The organism is Pseudomonas sp. PDM10 (assembly GCF_014852295.1).
Classification (GTDB): Bacteria; Pseudomonadota; Gammaproteobacteria; order Pseudomonadales; family Pseudomonadaceae; genus Aquipseudomonas.
In genome coordinates this window covers 1,314,267-1,333,290 of the sequence record NZ_JACVBJ010000001.1, presented here as the reverse complement: position 1 = coordinate 1,333,290, position 19,024 = coordinate 1,314,267, and the positions used below count along the sequence as shown (strand labels likewise).

Annotated in this window: 17 protein-coding genes, 2 tRNA genes and 2 pseudogenes; 4 read left to right on the top strand and 17 right to left on the bottom strand. The window is 56.4% G+C overall.

Translation table 11 applies throughout. The features are described from left to right. Nucleotides 1-14 precede the first annotated feature (14 nt). From IB252_RS06435 to IB252_RS06415, 5 genes are all read right to left on the bottom strand, one after another. The gene (locus tag IB252_RS06435) at nucleotides 15-356 is read right to left on the bottom strand and encodes a hypothetical protein (protein ID WP_192407516.1); all 342 of its coding nucleotides are present in this window, start codon (nucleotides 354-356) and stop codon (nucleotides 15-17) included. A 263-nt stretch (nucleotides 357-619) separates the two neighbouring features. Then, the gene (locus IB252_RS06430; protein ID WP_111452665.1) at nucleotides 620-835 is read right to left on the bottom strand and encodes a hypothetical protein; all 216 of its coding nucleotides are present in this window, start codon (nucleotides 833-835) and stop codon (nucleotides 620-622) included. 443 nt (nucleotides 836-1,278) lie between these two features. Further along, a tRNA-Gln gene (locus tag IB252_RS06425) sits at nucleotides 1,279-1,353 on the bottom strand. 518 nt (nucleotides 1,354-1,871) lie between these two features. Continuing rightward, nucleotides 1,872-5,009: an efflux RND transporter permease subunit gene (locus tag IB252_RS06420; RefSeq protein WP_225607281.1), complete on the bottom strand. Its 3,138-nt coding sequence runs from the start codon at nucleotides 5,007-5,009 to the stop codon at nucleotides 1,872-1,874. Then, nucleotides 5,006-6,115, bottom strand: a complete 1,110-nt coding sequence (locus tag IB252_RS06415) for an efflux RND transporter periplasmic adaptor subunit (protein WP_192407514.1) — start codon at nucleotides 6,113-6,115, stop codon at nucleotides 5,006-5,008. Before IB252_RS06415 ends, IB252_RS06420 begins: the two co-directional genes overlap by 4 nt. A 220-nt stretch (nucleotides 6,116-6,335) precedes the next feature. Between IB252_RS06415 and IB252_RS06410 the strand changes: the two genes are divergently transcribed. Together IB252_RS06410 and IB252_RS06405 are read left to right on the top strand one after the other, a co-directional pair. After that, the gene (locus IB252_RS06410; protein ID WP_192407610.1) at nucleotides 6,336-7,796 is read left to right on the top strand and encodes an efflux transporter outer membrane subunit; all 1,461 of its coding nucleotides are present in this window, start codon (nucleotides 6,336-6,338) and stop codon (nucleotides 7,794-7,796) included. Between the two features lie 44 nt (nucleotides 7,797-7,840). Next, nucleotides 7,841-8,450 (top strand): annotated as a pseudogene (locus IB252_RS06405) (SDR family NAD(P)-dependent oxidoreductase); the annotation flags it as partial. On the opposite strand, the pseudogene IB252_RS06400 reads toward IB252_RS06405, so the two are convergent. The 3 genes and pseudogenes from IB252_RS06400 to IB252_RS06390 form a co-directional block, all read right to left on the bottom strand. Then, a pseudogene (locus tag IB252_RS06400) lies at nucleotides 8,436-8,641 on the bottom strand (outer membrane protein transport protein); the annotation flags it as partial. The pseudogenes IB252_RS06405 and IB252_RS06400 sit on opposite strands and share 15 nt — an antisense overlap. 9 nt (nucleotides 8,642-8,650) lie before the next feature. Next, nucleotides 8,651-9,277: a TetR/AcrR family transcriptional regulator gene (locus IB252_RS06395; protein ID WP_192407512.1), complete on the bottom strand. Its 627-nt coding sequence runs from the start codon at nucleotides 9,275-9,277 to the stop codon at nucleotides 8,651-8,653. A 137-nt stretch (nucleotides 9,278-9,414) separates the two neighbouring features. After that, nucleotides 9,415-9,822: a winged helix-turn-helix transcriptional regulator gene (locus IB252_RS06390; RefSeq protein WP_192407510.1), complete on the bottom strand. Its 408-nt coding sequence runs from the start codon at nucleotides 9,820-9,822 to the stop codon at nucleotides 9,415-9,417. A 101-nt stretch (nucleotides 9,823-9,923) separates the two neighbouring features. Here IB252_RS06390 and IB252_RS06385 point away from each other — a divergent pair, with 101 nt between their 5' ends. Next, nucleotides 9,924-10,673, top strand: a complete 750-nt coding sequence (locus tag IB252_RS06385) for an NADPH-dependent F420 reductase (protein WP_192407508.1) — start codon at nucleotides 9,924-9,926, stop codon at nucleotides 10,671-10,673. Between the two features lie 147 nt (nucleotides 10,674-10,820). Here the strand turns inward: IB252_RS06385 and IB252_RS06380 are convergent. The 9 genes from IB252_RS06380 to thrS all read right to left on the bottom strand — a co-directional run bounded on the left by IB252_RS06380 (nucleotide 10,821) and on the right by thrS (nucleotide 18,276). Beyond that, nucleotides 10,821-10,897 (bottom strand) — tRNA-Pro (locus IB252_RS06380). 89 nt (nucleotides 10,898-10,986) lie between these two features. Next, complete coding sequence (locus tag IB252_RS06375; protein ID WP_003179985.1) at nucleotides 10,987-11,343, bottom strand: MerR family transcriptional regulator; 357 nt, start codon at nucleotides 11,341-11,343, stop codon at nucleotides 10,987-10,989. Continuing rightward, a complete protein-coding gene (gene ihfA / locus IB252_RS06370; protein WP_002553164.1) occupies nucleotides 11,324-11,626 on the bottom strand; it encodes an integration host factor subunit alpha in 303 nt (100 codons plus the stop codon). The genes IB252_RS06375 and ihfA overlap by 20 nt, the downstream gene beginning before the upstream one ends. 3 nt (nucleotides 11,627-11,629) lie before the next feature. Beyond that, entirely contained in the window at nucleotides 11,630-14,011 is a 2,382-nt protein-coding gene (gene pheT / locus IB252_RS06365) for a phenylalanine--tRNA ligase subunit beta (protein ID WP_192407506.1), read from the bottom strand. A gap of 26 nt (nucleotides 14,012-14,037) precedes the next feature. After that, nucleotides 14,038-15,054 (bottom strand): phenylalanine--tRNA ligase subunit alpha, encoded by a 1,017-nt coding sequence (gene pheS / locus IB252_RS06360; protein ID WP_111452651.1) that lies wholly within the window; start codon nucleotides 15,052-15,054, stop codon nucleotides 14,038-14,040. Nucleotides 15,055-15,163: 109 nt separating this feature from the next. Beyond that, entirely contained in the window at nucleotides 15,164-15,520 is a 357-nt protein-coding gene (gene rplT, locus IB252_RS06355) for a 50S ribosomal protein L20 (RefSeq protein ID WP_007905879.1), read from the bottom strand. A gap of 27 nt (nucleotides 15,521-15,547) precedes the next feature. Then, on the bottom strand, nucleotides 15,548-15,742 hold the full coding sequence (rpmI, locus tag IB252_RS06350) for a 50S ribosomal protein L35 (protein ID WP_008145659.1): 195 nt from the start codon (nucleotides 15,740-15,742) through the stop codon (nucleotides 15,548-15,550). Between the two features lie 60 nt (nucleotides 15,743-15,802). Next, nucleotides 15,803-16,354 carry a translation initiation factor IF-3 gene (infC, locus tag IB252_RS06345; RefSeq protein ID WP_169857083.1) on the bottom strand — a complete coding sequence of 184 codons (552 nt, stop codon included), beginning with the start codon at nucleotides 16,352-16,354 and terminating at the stop codon, nucleotides 15,803-15,805. Next, nucleotides 16,354-18,276: a threonine--tRNA ligase gene (gene thrS / locus IB252_RS06340; protein WP_008145656.1), complete on the bottom strand. Its 1,923-nt coding sequence runs from the start codon at nucleotides 18,274-18,276 to the stop codon at nucleotides 16,354-16,356. Before thrS ends, infC begins: the two co-directional genes overlap by 1 nt. 374 nt (nucleotides 18,277-18,650) lie before the next feature. Between thrS and IB252_RS06335 the strand changes: the two genes are divergently transcribed. Further along, nucleotides 18,651-18,953: a hypothetical protein gene (locus IB252_RS06335; protein ID WP_111452649.1), complete on the top strand. Its 303-nt coding sequence runs from the start codon at nucleotides 18,651-18,653 to the stop codon at nucleotides 18,951-18,953. The last annotated feature ends 71 nt before the right edge of the window (nucleotides 18,954-19,024 follow it).

Sequence of the window (19,024 nt, the reverse complement as noted above, 5' to 3'; positions counted from 1 at the left end):
ATGTGGGACAGGAATCAAACGCGAGGCGGTCGCCATACCCCGGACGGGGTCTGTACGGGTAGGGAATCGGTGAAGAAGGAAATCACGACGGGGCTGAATACGGTTACAGGAGGCTTGAAGATCGAGACTTGCAGCATGCCGCCTGTCTTGCATTCCTGGCCCGGCTTACACGGTTTGCCGTGCTCGGAAGGGCTTTTCATATCGTTGCAGCAGTCCATCCCCATGTCGTCCATCATCGCCATGCCCATCGTCTTCATTGGGCAAGGTTCTGTCGGTGCCTGAACGCCCGCCATCCCGCTGAGGGGAAGCGCCAGGCTAATCATCAAGATGATACAAAACCGCAGATAACGTTTCATGGGCTGGAATGTAGTCTTCGAAAACAGCGGTTACCATTCGAAAAATGTCTTAGCTGTCTACTGAAAGACGCTGAAGAAGCGTGATCTCACCATCGCTTGATTAAGCCAGCGTTACGGATAAAAACCGGAACTCGTACAAGCACCGAGCGCCGATTTTTCCGGGGTTACAATGTCATCGTCGCCGCTAGCGTTTTTTCCGCCAAACAAGTGGAGAGGGGCTTTTCATTGAATGTCCATATCCAAAAAGGTGTGCATGGCTGTCTTCAATGAAGAGTCACAACCCTGCGGCTTTCGCCAATCCTGATCCGGTCCAGTGCCCTGTTTAGAGAATCAAGGGCGTCAAGGAGGGCTTTCGCCTCGATCTCTCGACCCTCTCCCCAAAGGCGTTCAGCCATTCTGTTCAGGGCTTGGATCGCGCGCTCAATTTCATTAGCAGTAGCCGTCGCTGCTACTTTACTTTCCGGCTTTTTCTTCGGCATTCAGTAACCCTTCTGCGGGGCATTGCTCTGTCTTTCCATTTCCCGGTGAAGCTGTAGCCGTCATCCGAGCCCATGACCAGGCGCGCCCTTCCCACCTTTAACATCTTGCTAACGACACGAAACTTATCACCATTGAATCGCCGTTTCGACTGCATTGTCCTCAACTCTGTCGCCGGGACTGCGAACGGCTGGCGCTTCACCCGAAATGGCAAAGTCAAACGTTATAGGATCCCGCTTGCAAACGCTCGCGAGACGAATGATAGCGCGGTCGCTCGAGAGTGGGCGGTTCACGGTTACGGTATTGCAATGAAATCGATGTGGGTTATTGGCGCAGATAAGCAGGACGCTTGAAGATTCTATTGCCGCAGTGACGGTCTGAGGACGCGCCAATACATGCTTTCGAGCATGCCGGCTGAGTTATACCTGAATGAGTATAAGGGAAATGGCAGGGGCGGCTGGATTCGAACCAACGCATGGCAGGATCAAAACCTGCTGCCTTACCGCTTGGCGACGCCCCTGTATCTGTTGCTACGAGTGCCCAGCACTCTATTCCTGATTTTGCAGCTTGCGAGCAACATCGAGATGCTGCGTCCTTACGCTAGAAGCCCTGTAAGGGCCTCTGCAAGATGCGCGGAAATTTATCAACTTTCGCTTCGCCTGGGAAGATAAAAAACAAAAAATTCGCTTAAAAACAGTCGTTTACTGTTGATCTAGGTTAGATCCAATCCTCTCCGGGGCTTTTGAGTTTTCCAGCAGTACCACGAAGGTGGCCGGTGACAGTTCCGGCCCCAGCGTCATCCATCAGGTTGCGAATGGAAAATCGAGATAGTCATTTTTCACCCCCACCCTCACCGACTCCTGCGGATACCGATAATCCCCCCCCCCGATTCGCCGACAACTTCGCCACGTAAATCATCCGCTGAATCGCCGATACCATTTTGCGTTGTGGACCGGTGAAGCTGAAGACGGGCTCACTGGCCATGACGTGTTCGGATAGGTAGATTCGTCGCTGACTGTGAGAGTCCAGTAACGTCCATCAAGAGCCGACGTTTTTGTGGGGGTAAATCCCCTTTATGGCCAAAATCACCATCAAAGAACTCGAGTCGCTGACCGCCAACGAGTCAGGACGGATCTTGAACCAGATGGCGTACATCGCCGGCAGGAACACCAGCGTCATGATGGTGCCGACTAACGTGCCTCCGATCAGCGTGTAGGCCAGCGTCCCCCAGAAGACGGAATGGGTCAGCGGGATGAACGCCAGAATTGCCGCGAGTGCTGTCAGCAGTACCGGGCGGGCACGCTGTACCGTGGCTTCGACCACTGCGTGAAACGGGTCCAAGCCTTCTTGGGCGTTGTGATGGATCTGCCCGATCAGAATCAGCGTGTTGCGCATCAAGATGCCCGACAGCGCGATCAGCCCGACCAGGGCGTTGATTCCAAACGGCTGCTGGAAGATCAGTAGCGTCGGCACCACGCCAATCAATCCCAGCGGCGAGGTGAAGAACACCATGATCATTGCCGAGATCGAACGCACCTGGACAATGATGATCAACAGCGTCAAGGCAATCATGATGGGAACCAGCGGCACTATCGCCTGGCCGGCCTTGCCCGATTCCTCGATCGCACCCGCCTGCTCGATCCGATACCCGCCAGGCAGCGTGTCGATAATCGGCTGCAGTTGCTTGACGATCACACCCGATACATCGGGCGGCTGAAGGCCTTCGGCAATATCGCCGCGCACGGTGATAGTCGGTGTGCGGTCACGGCGCCTGAGGATCGGATCCTCCATACGCACATCCACCTCTCCGACCTGGGACAGCGGGATACGCTGACCCGCCACGCCCACCAATGTGAAGCCTTCAATCCGGGCGGGATCGAGCCGGATGTCACCCGCGGCGCGACCCACCACCTGCACTGAACGAATGTCTTCACGAACCGCCGTGATCGGCACGCCGGCCAGCAGGAATTGCAACTGCTGGGCGACTGCACTGGATGTCAGTCCAACCGCCTGCAAGCGATCCTGATCCAAGTTGAAATGCAGCGTCGGCGTCAGAGGGCCCCAGTCGCTGTTGACCGTCCTCATCATCGGGCTGGCTTGCATGACATCTTGTACACGACCCGCAATCTCGCGCAGCTTCGTCGGGTCAGGCCCCATCACCCGGTAGGCCACCGGGAATGGCGAATACGGACCAAACACAATTTGAGTTGCCCTGACTCGGGCCTCTGGGGCGAGCCCTGCAGCGACCGCTTCGCGAAGACGGAACTTGAGGGTTTCACGTGCCTCCTGACTGTCCGTCAGCACCACGATCTTGGCGAACGATGGATCGGGCAGTTCTGGCGCCATCGCCAGGAAGAAACGCGGCGCGCCCTGCCCAATATAGGCCGTGACGATTTTTGCCTCTTCCTGCTTTTTCAGCCAGGCCTCGACCTTTGCAGCGGTGGCACTGGTCTGCGCGATGGAGGTTCCGTAGGGCATTTGCACCTCGACCATCACCTCGGGACGGTCCGAGGTCGGGAAGAACTGCTTCTTCACCAGGCTCATGCCCAGAACTGCCACGAAAAACAGCGTGATAACCGTGCCAGCCACCAGCCATTTGCGGGCGATGACGCGTGTCAGAACCCGGCGGAAGCGGTTGTAACGGGGGGTGTTGTAGATAGCCGCATGCCCACCCTCGACCTTCTTGATGTCTGGCAATAACTTCACTCCCAGGTAAGGGGTGAAAGCCACCGCGACGACCCAGGAAGCGATCAAAGCAATGCCGACGATCCAGAACATGTTGCTGGTGTACTCGCCGGCAGTGGACTGGGCGAAACCGTTGGGCATGAAGCCAATCGCCGTTACCAGTGTACCGGAGAGCATTGGCGCGGCCGTATGACTCCAGGCATACGCGGAAGCTTTGATTCGGTCGTAGCCCTCTTCCATTTTCACCACCATCATTTCGATAGCAATGATCGCGTCGTCCACCAGCAGTCCCAGCGCCAGAATCAACGAGCCGAGGGTAATACGGTCAAAGTTCTTTCCGGTGGCCGCCATCACCACAAACACGATCGCCAGCGTCAACGGTACCGCCGCTGCGACCACGAGGCCTACCCGCCAGCCCATGCTGAGAAAGCAAACAAGCATCACCACAAGCAGCGCGACAAAAAATTTGACCATGAACTCGCCAACGGCCGAGTCAATGTTCACGGCTTGATCAGTGACCTTGGTCAGCGTCATGCCCAGCGGCATGCCTTCATTTATCTTCGCCGTCTCGGCGTCCAGCGCCTTGCCCAGGTCCAGGCCATTCCAGCCCTCGCGCATTATGACCCCTAGCAACAAAGCCTCTTCGCCGTTATTGCGGACCAGGAAGGTGGCAGGGTCTTCGTAGCCTCGTTCAACCGTCGCCACGTCCGAGAGCTTCAACGTGCGCCCCTGAATCGCCAGGGGCGTGTCACGAATTTTCTCCAATTTATCGAAAGCGCCATCCACCCGCAGGAAAACCTGCGGCCCGTTGGTTTCGATGGAACCGGCGGGTGTGAGCACGTTCTGGCTGTTCAGCGCGGTGAAGATGTCCTGGGGAGAAACGCCCAAGGTGGCCAGTCGGTCATGGGAGAAGGACACAAAAATGCGCTCGGCTTGCTCACCGATGATGTTGACCTTCTTCACGCCCGGCACATGCAACAGTTGTTGGCGCAACGACTCAGCATCACGCACCAACAGTCGCTGCGGCTCGCCTTTGGCTTTGAGGGCAAAAAGCGCAAACGTCACGTCCGAATACTCGTCGTTGACCAATGGCCCGATCACACCCGCCGGTAGCTTGGTGGCTTCGTCGTCGAGCTTTTTGCGCGCCTGATAAAACTCTTCCTGCACCTGTGAGGGTGGCGTGCGATCCAACAACGACACCATCGTGAAAGCGAGACCAGGACGGGTGTAGGTTTCCGTGCGGTCGTACCATTTCAGTTCTTGCAGGCGTTTTTCAAGTGGCTCTGCTACCTGGTCCTGCATCTCCTGCGCCGTGGCGCCCGGCCACGCGGTAATGACCGTCAACTGCTTGACCGTAAACGGAGGATCTTCCGCACGCCCCAGCTTGAAGAACGCCAGGGTGCCTGCAACGGCAATCAGGAAGATCAGAAACACCGTAATAGATCGTTCACGAACGGCGATCGCGGAAAGATTGAAGCGACCCTCGCTCATGGACGCCCCCCGGCAACTTTTTCGTCATCCTGTTGAGGCAATCTCACCTCTTCGCCTTCGCGCAACAGATGTGCGCCTAACGCTACGATCTGCTCGCCGACTTTGAGGTCGCCCGCGACTCGCACTGTGTCGTCGCTCAAACCCAGGACTTGTACAGGTCGCCAGGCCACCTTCGCCGGTGTACCGGCGATGACCCACACGCCAGTGCCTTGGCCTGGGTCATAAACGGCAGCGATCGGTACTTGCAGCCCCTGCCCTTGCGTGGTGCCTTCAGTGATCCGAAGCGTGACGGTCGAACCTATCGGCGCATTGGCCAGAGCTCCCTCAAGCACATACCGCGCCTCGAAGGTGCGTGTCATGCGGTCGGCCGAGTCAGACAGCAGCCTCAGCTTCGCTGTAACAGCGTCCGTGGTATTGCCATAAAGCGTTGCCTGCGCAGTGGATCCTGCTGCGGGGCGCAACGTCTCGGGCAGGTGCACGATGGCTTCGCGCTGCCCTGCCCGCGCCAGTCGAACCACGGGCTGTCCCGGGCTGACAACTTGTCCGGGCTCGGCGAGCGTCTCCACCACCACGCCGTCGGAATCGGCAAGCAGCACCGCATAACCAGAAGCATTACGGGCAACGTCAGCCTGCGCTTCAGCGGCGCTAAGCTGCGCCTTTGCGGTATCCGCTGCGGCTTTGATCTGGTCGTAGGCCGATGCAGAAATAGCGCCTGCGGCAACCAGACTGCGATATCGCGCCTCGTCATCTGCTGTCTGCTTGGCTCGGGCCCGAGCGGCTATGACCGACTCTTGCTGTGCTCGCGCCTGCAACCCCAAATCGATCGGATCAAGACGCATCAGCGGCTGACCACGTTTAACGGTCTGGCCAGTGTCGACCAAGCGCTCAAGTATCTTGCCTGACACCCGAAAGCCCAGGTCGCCCTGGACGCGGGCAGCCACCACGCCCGTGAAAGAACGTGAGGTGTCGGAGGAACCCTGAACCGTTCCAAGCCTCACCAAAGGAGCATGCGTGCGTGGATCGTCAACAGTGGATGAGTCGCCACATGCCGTCAGGACGAGAGGCAACAAGCAAGCGGCAATGGGGAAAGGTCGAAGCCGGCGCATAGGTTCCCTTACTTAAAAAAATAGGACAGGCGTCATATTCTCAGTCTAGTGACCATATGTGTCAACAGTCACGATTCATGGAACATCCAGCGTTTCAAGCTCAACGAAGAAGTCGCCGTCATAGATGACTAAAACCAAAAATATGCTCAAATCACCTCAATTGACAGGAAGTGACTATTGCGTAATATGGTCACAAATATCCTCGATTGAAGGAATCTCAATGCCTCCCCTCCGTCCAATTGCTCTTTTGGTCATCACCGGCTTATTGGCAGGTTGCGCGGTCGGTCCGGACTACCATCGTCCAGACGCTCCGCTTTCGGATCATTACTTGGGTCAGCCTTCTGTCGAACAGCGGCGTGGAGCGACGCCAACCACCCTTGTAGCTTGGTGGGAAGGCTTTGGTGATCCAGTGCTAACCGACTTCATCGCCAAGGCGCTTGAGCAGAACCTGGACCTGGCGCAGGCGTCGGCGCGAGTCACGCAGGCAAGGGCCGGACTAGGTGCTGCAAATGCCGCTTTACTGCCCTCGGGGAACATCAGCGGACAGGCCGCGCGCTCCTACCAGTCAATCGAGACGCCGCTCGGCCAGGTGCTGAACTCAACGTCTGGCTATGATCGGTACGGAAGCTCCTACGAGGCCAACCTCGATGCCAGCTGGGAGGTGGACGTCTTTGGCGGACTGCGACGCGAACGCGAGGCTGCACTGGCCGAGTACCAGGCTTGCGAGGCGGGTGTCGCTGCCACACGATTGGCCATCGCCGCGCAGACCGCTGATATCTACATCACTATCCGCGGACTGCAGACCCGGCTGGACATTGCGAATCGGCAAGTCAAAACGCAGCAGGGGCTACTAGAGAAAGTCCAATTGCTCTACAGCAAGGGCCTCGCCGCCGACTATCAGGTTCGTCAGACTGAGGGGGCACTATCGCAGGTCCAAGCGACAGTACCGGCCCTGCAGGCCGGCCTGGATGCTGCCATGAATGCGCTGGATGTCATGCTCGGCACACCGCCAGGCACTCACCGCACGCAATTGGCAAATACGGGGAGCATTCCTGTAGCGCCGCAGTTAAAGGCGATGGGAACGCCGGCCGATTTGCTGCGTCGCAGGCCAGATCTCATTGTTGCTGAGCGCCATCTCGCAGCCTCAAACGCACGCATCGGGGAGGCGGTTGCTGAGTACTACCCGAAATTCTCCCTGAGCGCATTGCTGGGCAGTGCCACGGCTGTATCCGCAGGCAACCTTTTTACCGGCGGCGCCAGCCAGTCGGCGGGCGTATTGGGACTGCGCTGGAGACTCTTCGACTTCGGTCGCATAAACGCCCAAATCGATCAAGCCAAGGGACAGGAAGCCGAAACCCTGGCCGCTTACCGTCAGTCTGTGCTGCGCGCCACCGAGGATGTCGAGAACGCGTTCTCCTCACTGGTAAATCGGGAAGCTCAAGCAACCACCCTCAGCGGGGGGGAGGCGTCCCTGACGCAAGCTCGCCAATCGTCGTTCATTGCCTATGAAAAAGGCACGGCCAGTCTGATCGATGTCCTGCACGCTGACGAAACGATGCTGCAGGCTTCCGATGCCCGGGTGCAAGCGCGAACGGAATCGGCACGAGCGGCGGTCGCGGCATTCAAAGCGCTTGGTGGTGGCTGGCAACCTCCTGAAGCCCAGTCTGTTGCGACACGATGACCTGACCAGGCGAGCTCAATAGAAACCAACCGGAGTACAGCGAAATGAAATCGAAGGAGAATTCCTGGGTGCTCATCACCGGAGCATCAAGCGGATTTGGCAAAACGCTATCGGCGCAGTTGCGCGAACGCTTCGGCGTTGAAGTGTTAGTCGAACAAGCAGACCTGTCCTCGATCCCGGCGATCATCGAACTGCATGAGCGACTCCGCGAACGCAATATAGTGATCGATGCGCTCATCAACAATGCCGGTCATGGATTGCAAGGGCCTTTCCTGGATCAACCTCTGGATGAGTCCCTGGCGTAGATTGATTTGGATATCGCCAGCCTGACAGCCCTGACACGCTTTTTCGCCGCCGACATGAGAGCCCGCAAACGTGGGCAAATCCTGATGGTCGCAAGCTTGCTGTCCTTCTTGGGCGTGAAGAATTTCGGCGTTTACTCTGCCGCGAAAGCCTATGCTCTTCGCTTCTCTGATGCGCTTCATCGTGAGCTGAAAAATGACGGCGTCGTCGTTACTGCACTTTGCCCTGGGATGTCAGATACCGGATTTGCAGAAAGCGCCAAACAACCCGGCCTTGAAAATGGTGATGATGCAGCCTCAACCCGTCGTGCGTGCAGGAATCCGCGCCCTGCAAGTCGGACGCGTGAGTGTCGCCCAAACGGGGTCGATCTGTAGCCTGCACCAAGATACCGGCGTTAAAACCCAGGGCAGTGTCGTCACCCGTGCTTTGAGTTTTCCGTCATTGCGACCAAGGCTAAGCGGATTGGGCACCATACCGGAAATTTCACCACCGATACGGTTGATGGTCGGACCGAAACCGATCGAAACTTTGTCGTTGAAGGCATTCAAAGGTCAAGGCATGAGGCTACGCAAGATGAGGTTGGAGGTAAGCGTGGGCGCCTTCTCGACAAAATCGAGGTTGTACTGCAGCAGCAAGGGGTTAACGAATGGCCGTAGCGCGAGATGTATCGCTTCTACTGTCTCGTCCAGCGGAGTCTTGCGTTCAAATTCGCCAATCTCTCGCCCCTCTCGCACGATTCGCAACACGAAGCTTTTGATCTGTGCGTCATAAACCTGCGAACTGGGCCAGCTTTCCGACGCCGCGAACGCTGCAATGTCATAGAGTTTTCGGTCGTTAAAAAACAGATTCACACCTGTGGCGATCACCGTTTTGACCAAACGTCGAAAGCGCTCCGTCGGCGACAGGTCTTCTACATTGATAGCCTGCTCCACAGCCGCGACGATTTCTGCCAGACAATTTGCGCAGATGGCTTCACCGATCGCCTGCTTGGAATCAAAAAATTTGTAGATGTAGGCCTTGGAAAACCCGATGGCCTTGGCCAGGTCGGAAACCGTGGTTTTGCCATAGCCGTATTGACTGAAGTGTTCGTTGGCCGCTGCGACAATTTGATCGCGAATCTCGTGATCAACTGGGCCACGGGAGCTGGGCGAAGATGAAGATATTGATGGCTGATTCATGGAAATAGCTTACTCACCCTATCGAGGACCTACAGATCGTGACCAAATAAACATATAGTCACAAGTCTAACGTTTGGAAACCACAGTTCATCAGCTTTGAAACGAGCTGACATTTTGATTACGTCCAACACGGCGCACTAGCGTTCCAACAGCTCATTGTCGCTAACGCTAGACAGCTTTGTCTCCTTTGCCTCGTGCTGATGACGAAGCTCTGCCCAGTCTATAAGGGCAGTCATAGCCGGGCCGAGTGCATGACCCAGCACCGTTAGCGCGTACTCCACCCGCGGCGGCACCTCTGGGTATACGGTACGCTGAACAATGTCGTCCTGCTGAAGCCCTTTCAATTGCTGAATGAGCATCTTCTGCGTGACATCGGGAATGAGCTTCTCCAGTTCGGAGAACCGAAGCGGCCGGCCTTTAGCGGCCATCAACTCATTAATGATCACAATTTTCCATTTGCCCTCCAAAACGCGAAGCGTAGCGTTTATAGCGGCAGACCAGGCCTGCCGTCGTAAAGGGTTCTCACATTCCCAGTCACGCGCCATCGATACTTACCTTTTGGTGGGTTACAGACTAAATCGTCGGTTCTTGCGGATACTGCAGTACTGATACTAACGTATCCGGACTTTGAATCTCTGGAGGCATTATGAAAATCGCGATCGTTGGCATTGGATCTATCGGCGGAACCCTTGCTCGCAAGCTTGTCACTGCTGGCCACGAGGTCAGCGTCGCCAACTCTCGCGGAAAAGACTCGGTAAGCGCTTTTGCCAAGGAAGTGGGTGCTATTGCTTGCGATCTGAACGATGTCTTCGACGGCGCCGATACTGTGATTGTTTCCATCCCCCTACCGGCCATGGCGGCTCTTCCTAAGAACCTGCTGGCCGCATTGCCATCTTCGGTTCCAGTGATCGACACGAGTAATTACTACCCAGGCCTGAGAGACGAGCGCATCGCTGCTTTGGAAAATGGTCAAACGGAGAGCGTCTGGGTTAGCGAGCAGCTTGGCCGACCGGTGATCAAGGCATTCAATAATATTCTGGCTTATTCGCTAGAGAATCTTGGAAAGCCAAAAGGCGCGGAAAACCGTCTGGGAGTCGCCGTTGCTGGTGACGATGCAAATCATAAGAATCTCGTCATGCAACTTGTCAATGAAGTTGGATTCGAGCCAGTCGACAGTGGCAGCCTGGAGGACTCATGGCGTCAACAACCCTGTACGCCAGCGTACTGCTGCGATTACACCGCTGATGAGATGCGTCCCGTGTTGAATGCCGCAGTCAAGGGAGTCGCAGCGCAGAAGCGAGAGGCGTTCAATGCGCAACTCTCTGCCCTGTTCGCCAAAAATCCCTCTCATCATGACGTAGTTGAATTTAATCGGAGCTTCAACACGGCAAGCTGAATTCGTCGTCACCGATCTAACCAGAAGCCACGCCTTGATATCCATCGAAAATTCCACCCAGAGCCGGTGGTTTTGTGGGGAGGGGGTAAAAACGACCAAAAATAAAAAAGGGTCGCGAGATAAAATCTCGCAACCCCTTGAATTATATGGTCGGGACGGAGTGATTCGAACACTCGACCCCTAGCACCCCATGCTAGTGCGCTACCGGACTGCGCTACGCCCCGACTAGGCGTTAAACCCGTTCCTCTTCTCGAAGAACGCTCAAGAATATATCGCAAGCTTTTGAAAACTGGAAGTATTTAAAAGCAGGAATTTATTTCTTGAGTACCACCAGAACATCCTCCAACTCGGCGATCATCTGGCGGATCATTTGCTTGTACTGGGTCGTGTCGTCTTTGGCTTCATCGCCGGACAAACGCAAGCGTGCGCCGCCGATGGTGAACCCCTGATCGTAAAGAAGCGCGCGGATCTGCCGGATCATCAGCACGTCTTGTCGCTGATAATACCGGCGGTTTCCGCGGCGTTTGACGGGGTTGAGTTGAGGAAACTCCTGCTCCCAGTAGCGCAGCACGTGTGGTTTTACCGCACACAGCTCGCTGACTTCACCAATGGTGAAGTAGCGTTTGCCTGGGATGACGGGAAGTTCGTCGTTATGACTTGGTTCCAGCATAAGCCTCAACTCGGGCCTTCAACTTCTGCCCTGGACGAAAGGTGACCACACGGCGAGCCGTGATCGGGATTTCTTCACCCGTTTTCGGATTGCGGCCAGGCCGCTGGCGTTTGTCCCGAAGGTCGAAATTGCCGAAACCGGACAATTTGACTTGTTCGTTGTCTTCAAGAGCGTGCCTGATTTCTTCAAAAAACAGTTCGACCAATTCCTTGGCCTCCCGTTTATTCAGGCCCAGCTCTTCATACAGACGTTCCGCCATCTCAGCTTTCGTCAGAGCCCCCATACGTCACTTCCTTAACGTGGCGTTCAACCTTTGTTCGAGCGAGGTGAGGATGTTTTGCGTCGTGGTATTCACCTCATCGTCATTAAGAGTGCGCGATGGATGCTGCCAGGTCAAGCCGACTGCAAGGCTTTTTCTATCAGGATCAATGCCTTTACCCTGATACACGTCAAATAGCCTTAGGTCTGTCAGCCATTCGCCTGCATTTTCACGGATTACGTCCAGTACGGCACTGGCTGCGACGTCTTTTTCGGCGATTAGTGCAAGATCACGACGTACTTCAGGAAAGCGCGATAACTCCTGGAATTTAGGCATTTTACCCAATGCCACTTCGGCCAAAACCAGCTCGAAGACGAAGACTGGACGGTCGAGACCGAGAGTTTTCGACAATTCAGGGTGAATAGCGCCGACGAAACCGACCAAGCGACCTTCACGTTCGATACGCGCGGTTTGACCCGGGTGCAACGCAGGGTGTTTGCCCGGCACGAAAGTGAATGAATCCAGTGCACCGGCGAAGCCCAGCACCGCTTCCACATCGGCTTTGACGTCGAAGAAGTCCACCACATCGCGACCTTGTGCCCAGCCTTCCGGCAGACGACTACCGCAAACAACCCCCGCCAGCATTGGCTCTTGCTTCAGGCCTTCCAGCTGACCGACGAAACGCAGGCCGCTTTCGAACAGACGCACGCGATCCTGTTGACGGTTCAGGTTGTGCTGGAGCGCCTTGACCAGGCCCGGCCACAAGGACGAGCGCATGGCGGCCATGTCGTTCGAAATCGGGTTGGCCAACAACAGCGGTTCGACTCCTGGATTAAACAGCTCAAACTGTTTCGGATCGATGAAGCTGTAGGTGATCGCTTCCTGATAGCCACGAGCCACCAGCAGACGGCGCAGCTCAGGCAGATCGCTCCGCGCTTCAGCCTTGGCCTGCGGCGCCAGACGAGCTTGCGGGTAACGAACCGGCAGACGGTTGTAACCATACAGGCGAGCCAGCTCTTCGATCAGATCGACTTCCAGGCTGATGTCGAAGCGATGGCTTGGCACTTCAACGCGCCACTGCCCTGCCCCATCGGCAGAAATCTTCAGACCCAAACCACTGAGCAGTCGCTCGACTTCGGCCGAATCCATTTCCATACCCAGCATCTGAGTGATGCGTTGCGCACGCAGCGTAACGGGTGCAATCGACGGCAGGTGCTGCTCGCTGACGGTTTCGATGATCGGGCCAGCTTCGCCGCCAGTGATGTCCAGCAGCAGGCCGGTGGCGCGCTCCATGGCTTCACGGGCCAGTTGCCAGTCCACGCCACGCTCGTAGCGGTGCGAGGCATCGGTGTGCAACCCGTAGGAACGGGCCTTGCCAGCGACAGCAATCTGATCGAAAAACGCGCTTTCCAGGAACACATCGCGAGTGGTCGCGGTATTGACGCCGCTGTGCTCGCCACCCATGACGCCGGCGATGGCCAAGGCGCGGGTATGGTCGGCAATCACCAGCGTATCGCTACGCAGGCTGACTTCCTGACCGTCGAGCAGTACCAGCTTCTCGCCTTCTTCAGCCATGCGCACGCGGATGCCGCCATTGATTTCGGCGAGATCAAATGCATGCAGTGGTTGGCCCAGCTCCAGCATCACGTAGTTGGTGATGTCGACGGCAGCGTCGATGCTGCGCACGTCACCACGACGCAGACGCTCGACCATCCACAACGGCGTTGGCTTGGACAAGTCAACGTTACGGATCACACGACCCAGGTAACGCGGGCAAGCGGCTGGCGCCAGCACTTCGATCGAACGCACTTCGTCATGCACGGCTGGCACGGCAGCAACCACCGGACGGGTGACTTCGGCGGCGTAGAGCGCGCCGACTTCACGGGCCAGACCGGCCAGGGACAGACAGTCGCCGCGGTTCGGGGTCAGGTCAACCTCGATGCTGGCGTCGTCCAGGCTCAGGTATTCACGAATGTCCTGACCGACCGGCGCATCGGCCGGCAATTCCATCAGGCCATCGTTGCCTTCGCCGACTTGCAGCTCGGATTGCGAGCACAGCATGCCGTTGGACTCAACGCCCCGCAGTTTGGCTTTCTTGATTTTGAAGTCACCTGGCAGTTCAGCACCAATCATGGCGAACGGGATCTTCAGTCCCGGGCGCACGTTCGGCGCTCCGCAAACGACCTGGAAAGTCTCCGAGCCATTGCTGACCTGGCAAACGCGCAGCTTGTCGGCGTCCGGGTGCTGCTCGGTGCTCAGCACCTCGCCCACCACCACACCGGTAAATTCGCCGGCGGCCGGCGTAACGCTATCGACCTCAAGACCGGCCATCGACAGACGAGCAACCAGCTCGTCACGACTTACCTGCGGGCTTACCCAGCCACGCAGCCATTGTTCACTGAATTTCATCCTGCTCTCCTAAGAATTCGTTACGACTAGCGAAATTGCGCGAGGAACCGCAAGTCGTTGTCGAAGAACAGACGCAAGTCGTTCACGCCGTAACGCAGCATGGCCAGACGCTCAACACCCATGCCGAAGGCAAAGCCCGAAAACTCTTCCGGGTCGATCCCGGACATGCGCAGCACATTCGGGTGAACCATGCCGCAGCCCATGACTTCCAGCCAGCCAGTCTGCTTGCAGACACGGCAGCCTTTACCGCTGCACATCACGCATTCCATGTCGACTTCGGCGGATGGCTCGGTGAACGGGAAGTACGAAGGACGGAAACGCACGGCCAGTTCTTTTTCGAAGAACACGCGCAGGAACTCTTCGATGGTGCCTTTCAGGTCGGCGAAGTTGATATCACGGTCGATCAACAGGCCTTCGACCTGGTGGAACATCGGCGAGTGGGTGATATCGGAGTCGCTACGGTACACACGGCCTGGGCAGACGATGCGGATCGGCGGTTGTTTCGATTCCATGGTGCGGACCTGTACCGGCGAGGTATGGGTGCGCAGCAACATGTTGGCATTGAAATAGAAGGTGTCGTGCATCGACCGGGCCGGGTGATGGCCTGGGATGTTGAGTGCTTCGAAGTTGTGATAGTCGTCTTCGACCTCAGGGCCTTCGGCAATGCCGTAGCCGATGTGAGTGAAGAACTGTTCGATACGTTCCAGAGTGCGAGTAACCGGATGCAGACCACCCGAGGCCTGGCCACGGCCAGGCAGGGTCACGTCAATGGACTCGGCGGACAGTTTGGCGGCCAGGTCGGCCTCTTCAAACAGTGCCTTGCGCGCATTGAGAACCTCTGTGACACGCTCCTTGGCAACGTTGATCAGGGCGCCGACTTGCGGACGCTCTTCTGCCGGCAAATTCCCCAGGGTCTTCATCACCTGAGTCAATTCACCCTTTTTGCCAAGGTAGTGAACCCGGATTTGCTCCAGGGCATTGATATCTTCAGCGCTTTGCACAGCCTCTAGAGCTTGAGAGACGAGCGCATCCAGGTTTTCCATGTACAGACTCCAGATACAAAATAGGGGAAGAGCTTGAAGGCTCTTCCCCTATTTATGACGTTTAACACCTGACCCCACAGAGGTGAGGCCGGGTGACTGTCGGGGGTACTTAAGCCAAGGTGGCTTTAGCTTTCTCGACAATCGCAGCAAACGCCGCTTTTTCGTTCACTGCCAGATCAGCCAGAACCTTACGGTCGATCTCGATGGACGCTTTTTTCAGGCCGGCGATGAAACGGCTGTAGGACAGACCGTTGATACGTGCACCAGCGTTGATACGAGCGATCCACAGAGCGCGGAACTGACGTTTTTTCTGACGACGGTCACGGTAGGCGTATTGGCCTGCCTTGATTACCGCTTGCTTGGCAACACGGAATACGCGCGAGCGAGCGCCGTAGTAGCCTTTAGCAAGTTTCAGAATTTTTTTGTGACGTTTACGGGCAATGACGCCACGCTTTACACGAGCCATGAGTTACTTCCTCTATTCTTGACTAAATTAACGAAGGCGCAGCATGCGCTCGACTTTTGCCACGTCACACGGTGCCAGCAAGCTGCTACCGCGCAGTTGACGCTTACGCTTGGTCGACATTTTAGTCAGGATGTGGCTCTTGAAAGCGTGCTTGTGCTTGATACCGTTAGCAGTTTTCAGAAACCGCTTAGCAGCACCACTTTTAGTTTTCATTTTTGGCATGTTCGGATACTCCGCATTCAGTTGATAAACATAATCAGAAGGCCTGCCGTGCCCTATTGATTACTTCTTCTTTTTCGGGGCGATGACCATGATCAGTTGGCGTCCTTCCATCTTAGGATGCTGTTCGACCGAACCGTACTCGAGCAAGTCACCTTCAACTCGCTTGAGGAGTTCCATCCCCAGCTCCTGGTGGGCCATCTCACGGCCGCGGAATCGCAAGGATACCTTGGCCCTGTCCCCATCACTCAGGAAACGTACCAGGTTGCGCAGTTTTACCTGGTAATCCCCTTCCTCCGTCCCTGGACGAAACTTGATTTCTTTAACCTGAATCTGCTTCTGGTTTTTCTTGGCCGCGGCAATCTGCTTCTTCTTTTCGAAGATCGATTTGCCGTAGTCCATCAGTTTGCAAACAGGGGGTACTGCATCGGCGGAAATTTCCACCAGATCCAGTTTGGCCTCTTCAGCCTTAAGAAGCGCGTCTTCAATTGACACAATCCCAAGCTGTTCACCTTCAGCCCCAATTAACCGAACCTCGCGTGCCGAGATATTCTCGTTGATCGGGGCCTTCGGTGCAGCTCGTTTATCTTGTCTCATTTCACGCTTAATAGTAATTACTCCGAATCTGGGCGACCACGCCGGGAAACCGCTTGAGCGAGGAACTCGGCGAACTGGGCGACGGGCATCGAGCCCAGGTCAGCACCTTCACGAGTACGCACAGCGACAGTCTGCATCTCGACTTCCCGATCTCCGATAACCAAGAGATAAGGAACCTTGAGCAAAGTATGCTCGCGGATTTTAAAGCCGATCTTTTCATTTCTCAAGTCAGACTTGGCACGAAATCCGCTTTCGTTGAGAGTTTTTTCAACCTCAGCGGCGAAATCAGCCTGTTTATCAGTGATATTCATGATCACTGCCTGGGTCGGAGCCAGCCACGCGGGGAATGCACCCTCGTAGTGCTCGATCAGGATTCCGACGAAACGTTCGAAGGAGCCAAGGATCGCCCGGTGCAACATAACCGGGTGCTTGCGACTGTTGTCTTCAGAGACGTATTCGGCTCCCAGACGGACAGGCAGGTTAAAATCGAGCTGAAGGGTACCACACTGCCAGACGCGGCCAAGGCAATCTTTCAGCGAGAACTCGATCTTCGGACCATAGAACGCACCCTCGCCCGGCTGCAGATCGTACGGCAGGCCAGCGCTATCAAGGGCTGCAGCCAGGGCTGCTTCGGCGCGATCCCACAACTCGTCGGAACCGACGCGTTTTTCCGGACGAGTGGACAGCTTCATCTCGACGTCTTTGAAGCCAAAGTCGGCATAAACGTCCATGGTCAGCTTGATGAACGCGGCGGATTCGGCCTGCATCTGCTCTTCAGTGCAGAAGATGTGGGCGTCATCCTGAGTGAACGCACGCACACGCATGATGCCGTGCAGCGCACCCGATGGCTCATTACGATGGCAAGCACCGAATTCGGCCAAGCGCATTGGCAACTCACGGTAGCTTTTCAGGCCCTGGTTGAACACTTGCACGTGGCAAGGGCAGTTCATCGGCTTGATGGCGTAGTCGCGGTTTTCCGACTGCGTGGTGAACATGTTGTCGGCGTAGTTGGCCCAATGCCCGGACTTCTCCCACAGGCTGCGGTCAACGACCTGCGGAGTTTTGATCTCCAGGTAACCGTTGTCGCGCTGAACCTTGCGCATGTATTGCTCGAGCACCTGGTACAGAGTCCAGCCGTTCGGGTGCCAGAACACCATGCCCGGCGACTCTTCCTGGGTGTGGAACAGGCCCAGACGCTTGCCGATCTTGCGGTGATCGCGCTTCTCGGCTTCTTCGATGCGCTGAATGTAAGCCGCCAGCTGCTTCTTGTCTGCCCATGCCGTGCCATAAACGCGCTGCAATTGCTCGTTCTTGGCATCGCCACGCCAGTAGGCGCCGGACAACTTGGTCAGCTTGAAGGATTTCAGGAAGCGCGTGTTCGGCACGTGCGGACCGCGGCACATGTCGACGTATTCTTCGTGATAATACAAGCCCATGGCCTGTTCGTTCGGCATGTCTTCGACCAGGCGCAGCTTGTAGTCTTCGCCGCGGGCCTTGAACACTTCGATCACTTCGGCGCGCGGAGTGACTTTCTTGATCACGTCGTAATCTTTTTCGATCAGCTGCTGCATGCGCTGTTCGATGGCGGCCAGGTCGTCCGGAGTGAAAGGACGTTCGAAGGCGATGTCGTAATAGAAGCCTTCGTCGATGACCGGACCGATGACCATCTTGGCCGTCGGGTACAGCTGCTTGACCGCATGGCCAACCAGGTGGGCGCAAGAGTGGCGAATGATCTCCAGCCCCTCTTCATCCTTTGGCGTAATGATTTGCAGCGTAGCGTCGCTGCCGATGATGTCGCTGGCGTCGACCAGCTTGCCATCGACCTTGCCGGCCACGGTGGCTTTGGCCAGACCTGCACCAATGGATGCGGCGACCTCGGCTACGGATACCGGGTGATCGAATGAACGTTGACTGCCGTCGGGAAGAGTAATAGTTGGCATGGCGCCTCCTCTCCTAGTGGTGACCCCTACCAAAGGTCACGTGGGTTGGGATGAGCCAGTACAAGATCCGATCCAGGCCATTCAATGACGAACGCCTGCCTTACAGCGGCAGGAGCCTTGCGGCCAACCGGAAAACCGAACCAGAGTGACTGGGATTCAAATCAGGGTTATTCGCACATTTGCCGCTACCGGGACTGAAGGTCATCCGGAGCCTGCAAACGCCCGAGCCAGGCATGCTAGCACAGATGAACGGTCGTCGATGCACCGAGGCTTGGTCTTGGGGCAAATCGGGCAATTTTATGCCAGAGTGCTGAACTAGAACCCTGCTTTACCCCTCAGATAACAAGATATTGACCCACAAGGAGCATCCCAGCATGCATCTGAAACGTTTATTCGCAGTCGTCGCCCCCATCGTTTTGCTGCTGCCACTGGCCGCCCATGCCGATTGGCCGAAGGGCGAACGCGAGAAATACATGGCTCAGTGCACTCAGGCAGCCACTCCGCAGATCGGTGCTGCAGCAGCGAAGGCTCACTGCGCTTGCGGTGCTGATTCGATAAAGTCTTACCCGGCGGCTGATATCCAAGCGCTGATGGACAACAAGGCTGCCCCGGAATTGCAGCAAAAAGCACTGGCGCAGATAGCCAAATGCAAGGCCAATGTACCGGCGAAAAAGTGAGAAAAAAGTCCTTTTGACTCGGATCAACGCTGATAAAAAGTGATGGATTTGAGCTTTTTCGTACAATTTAT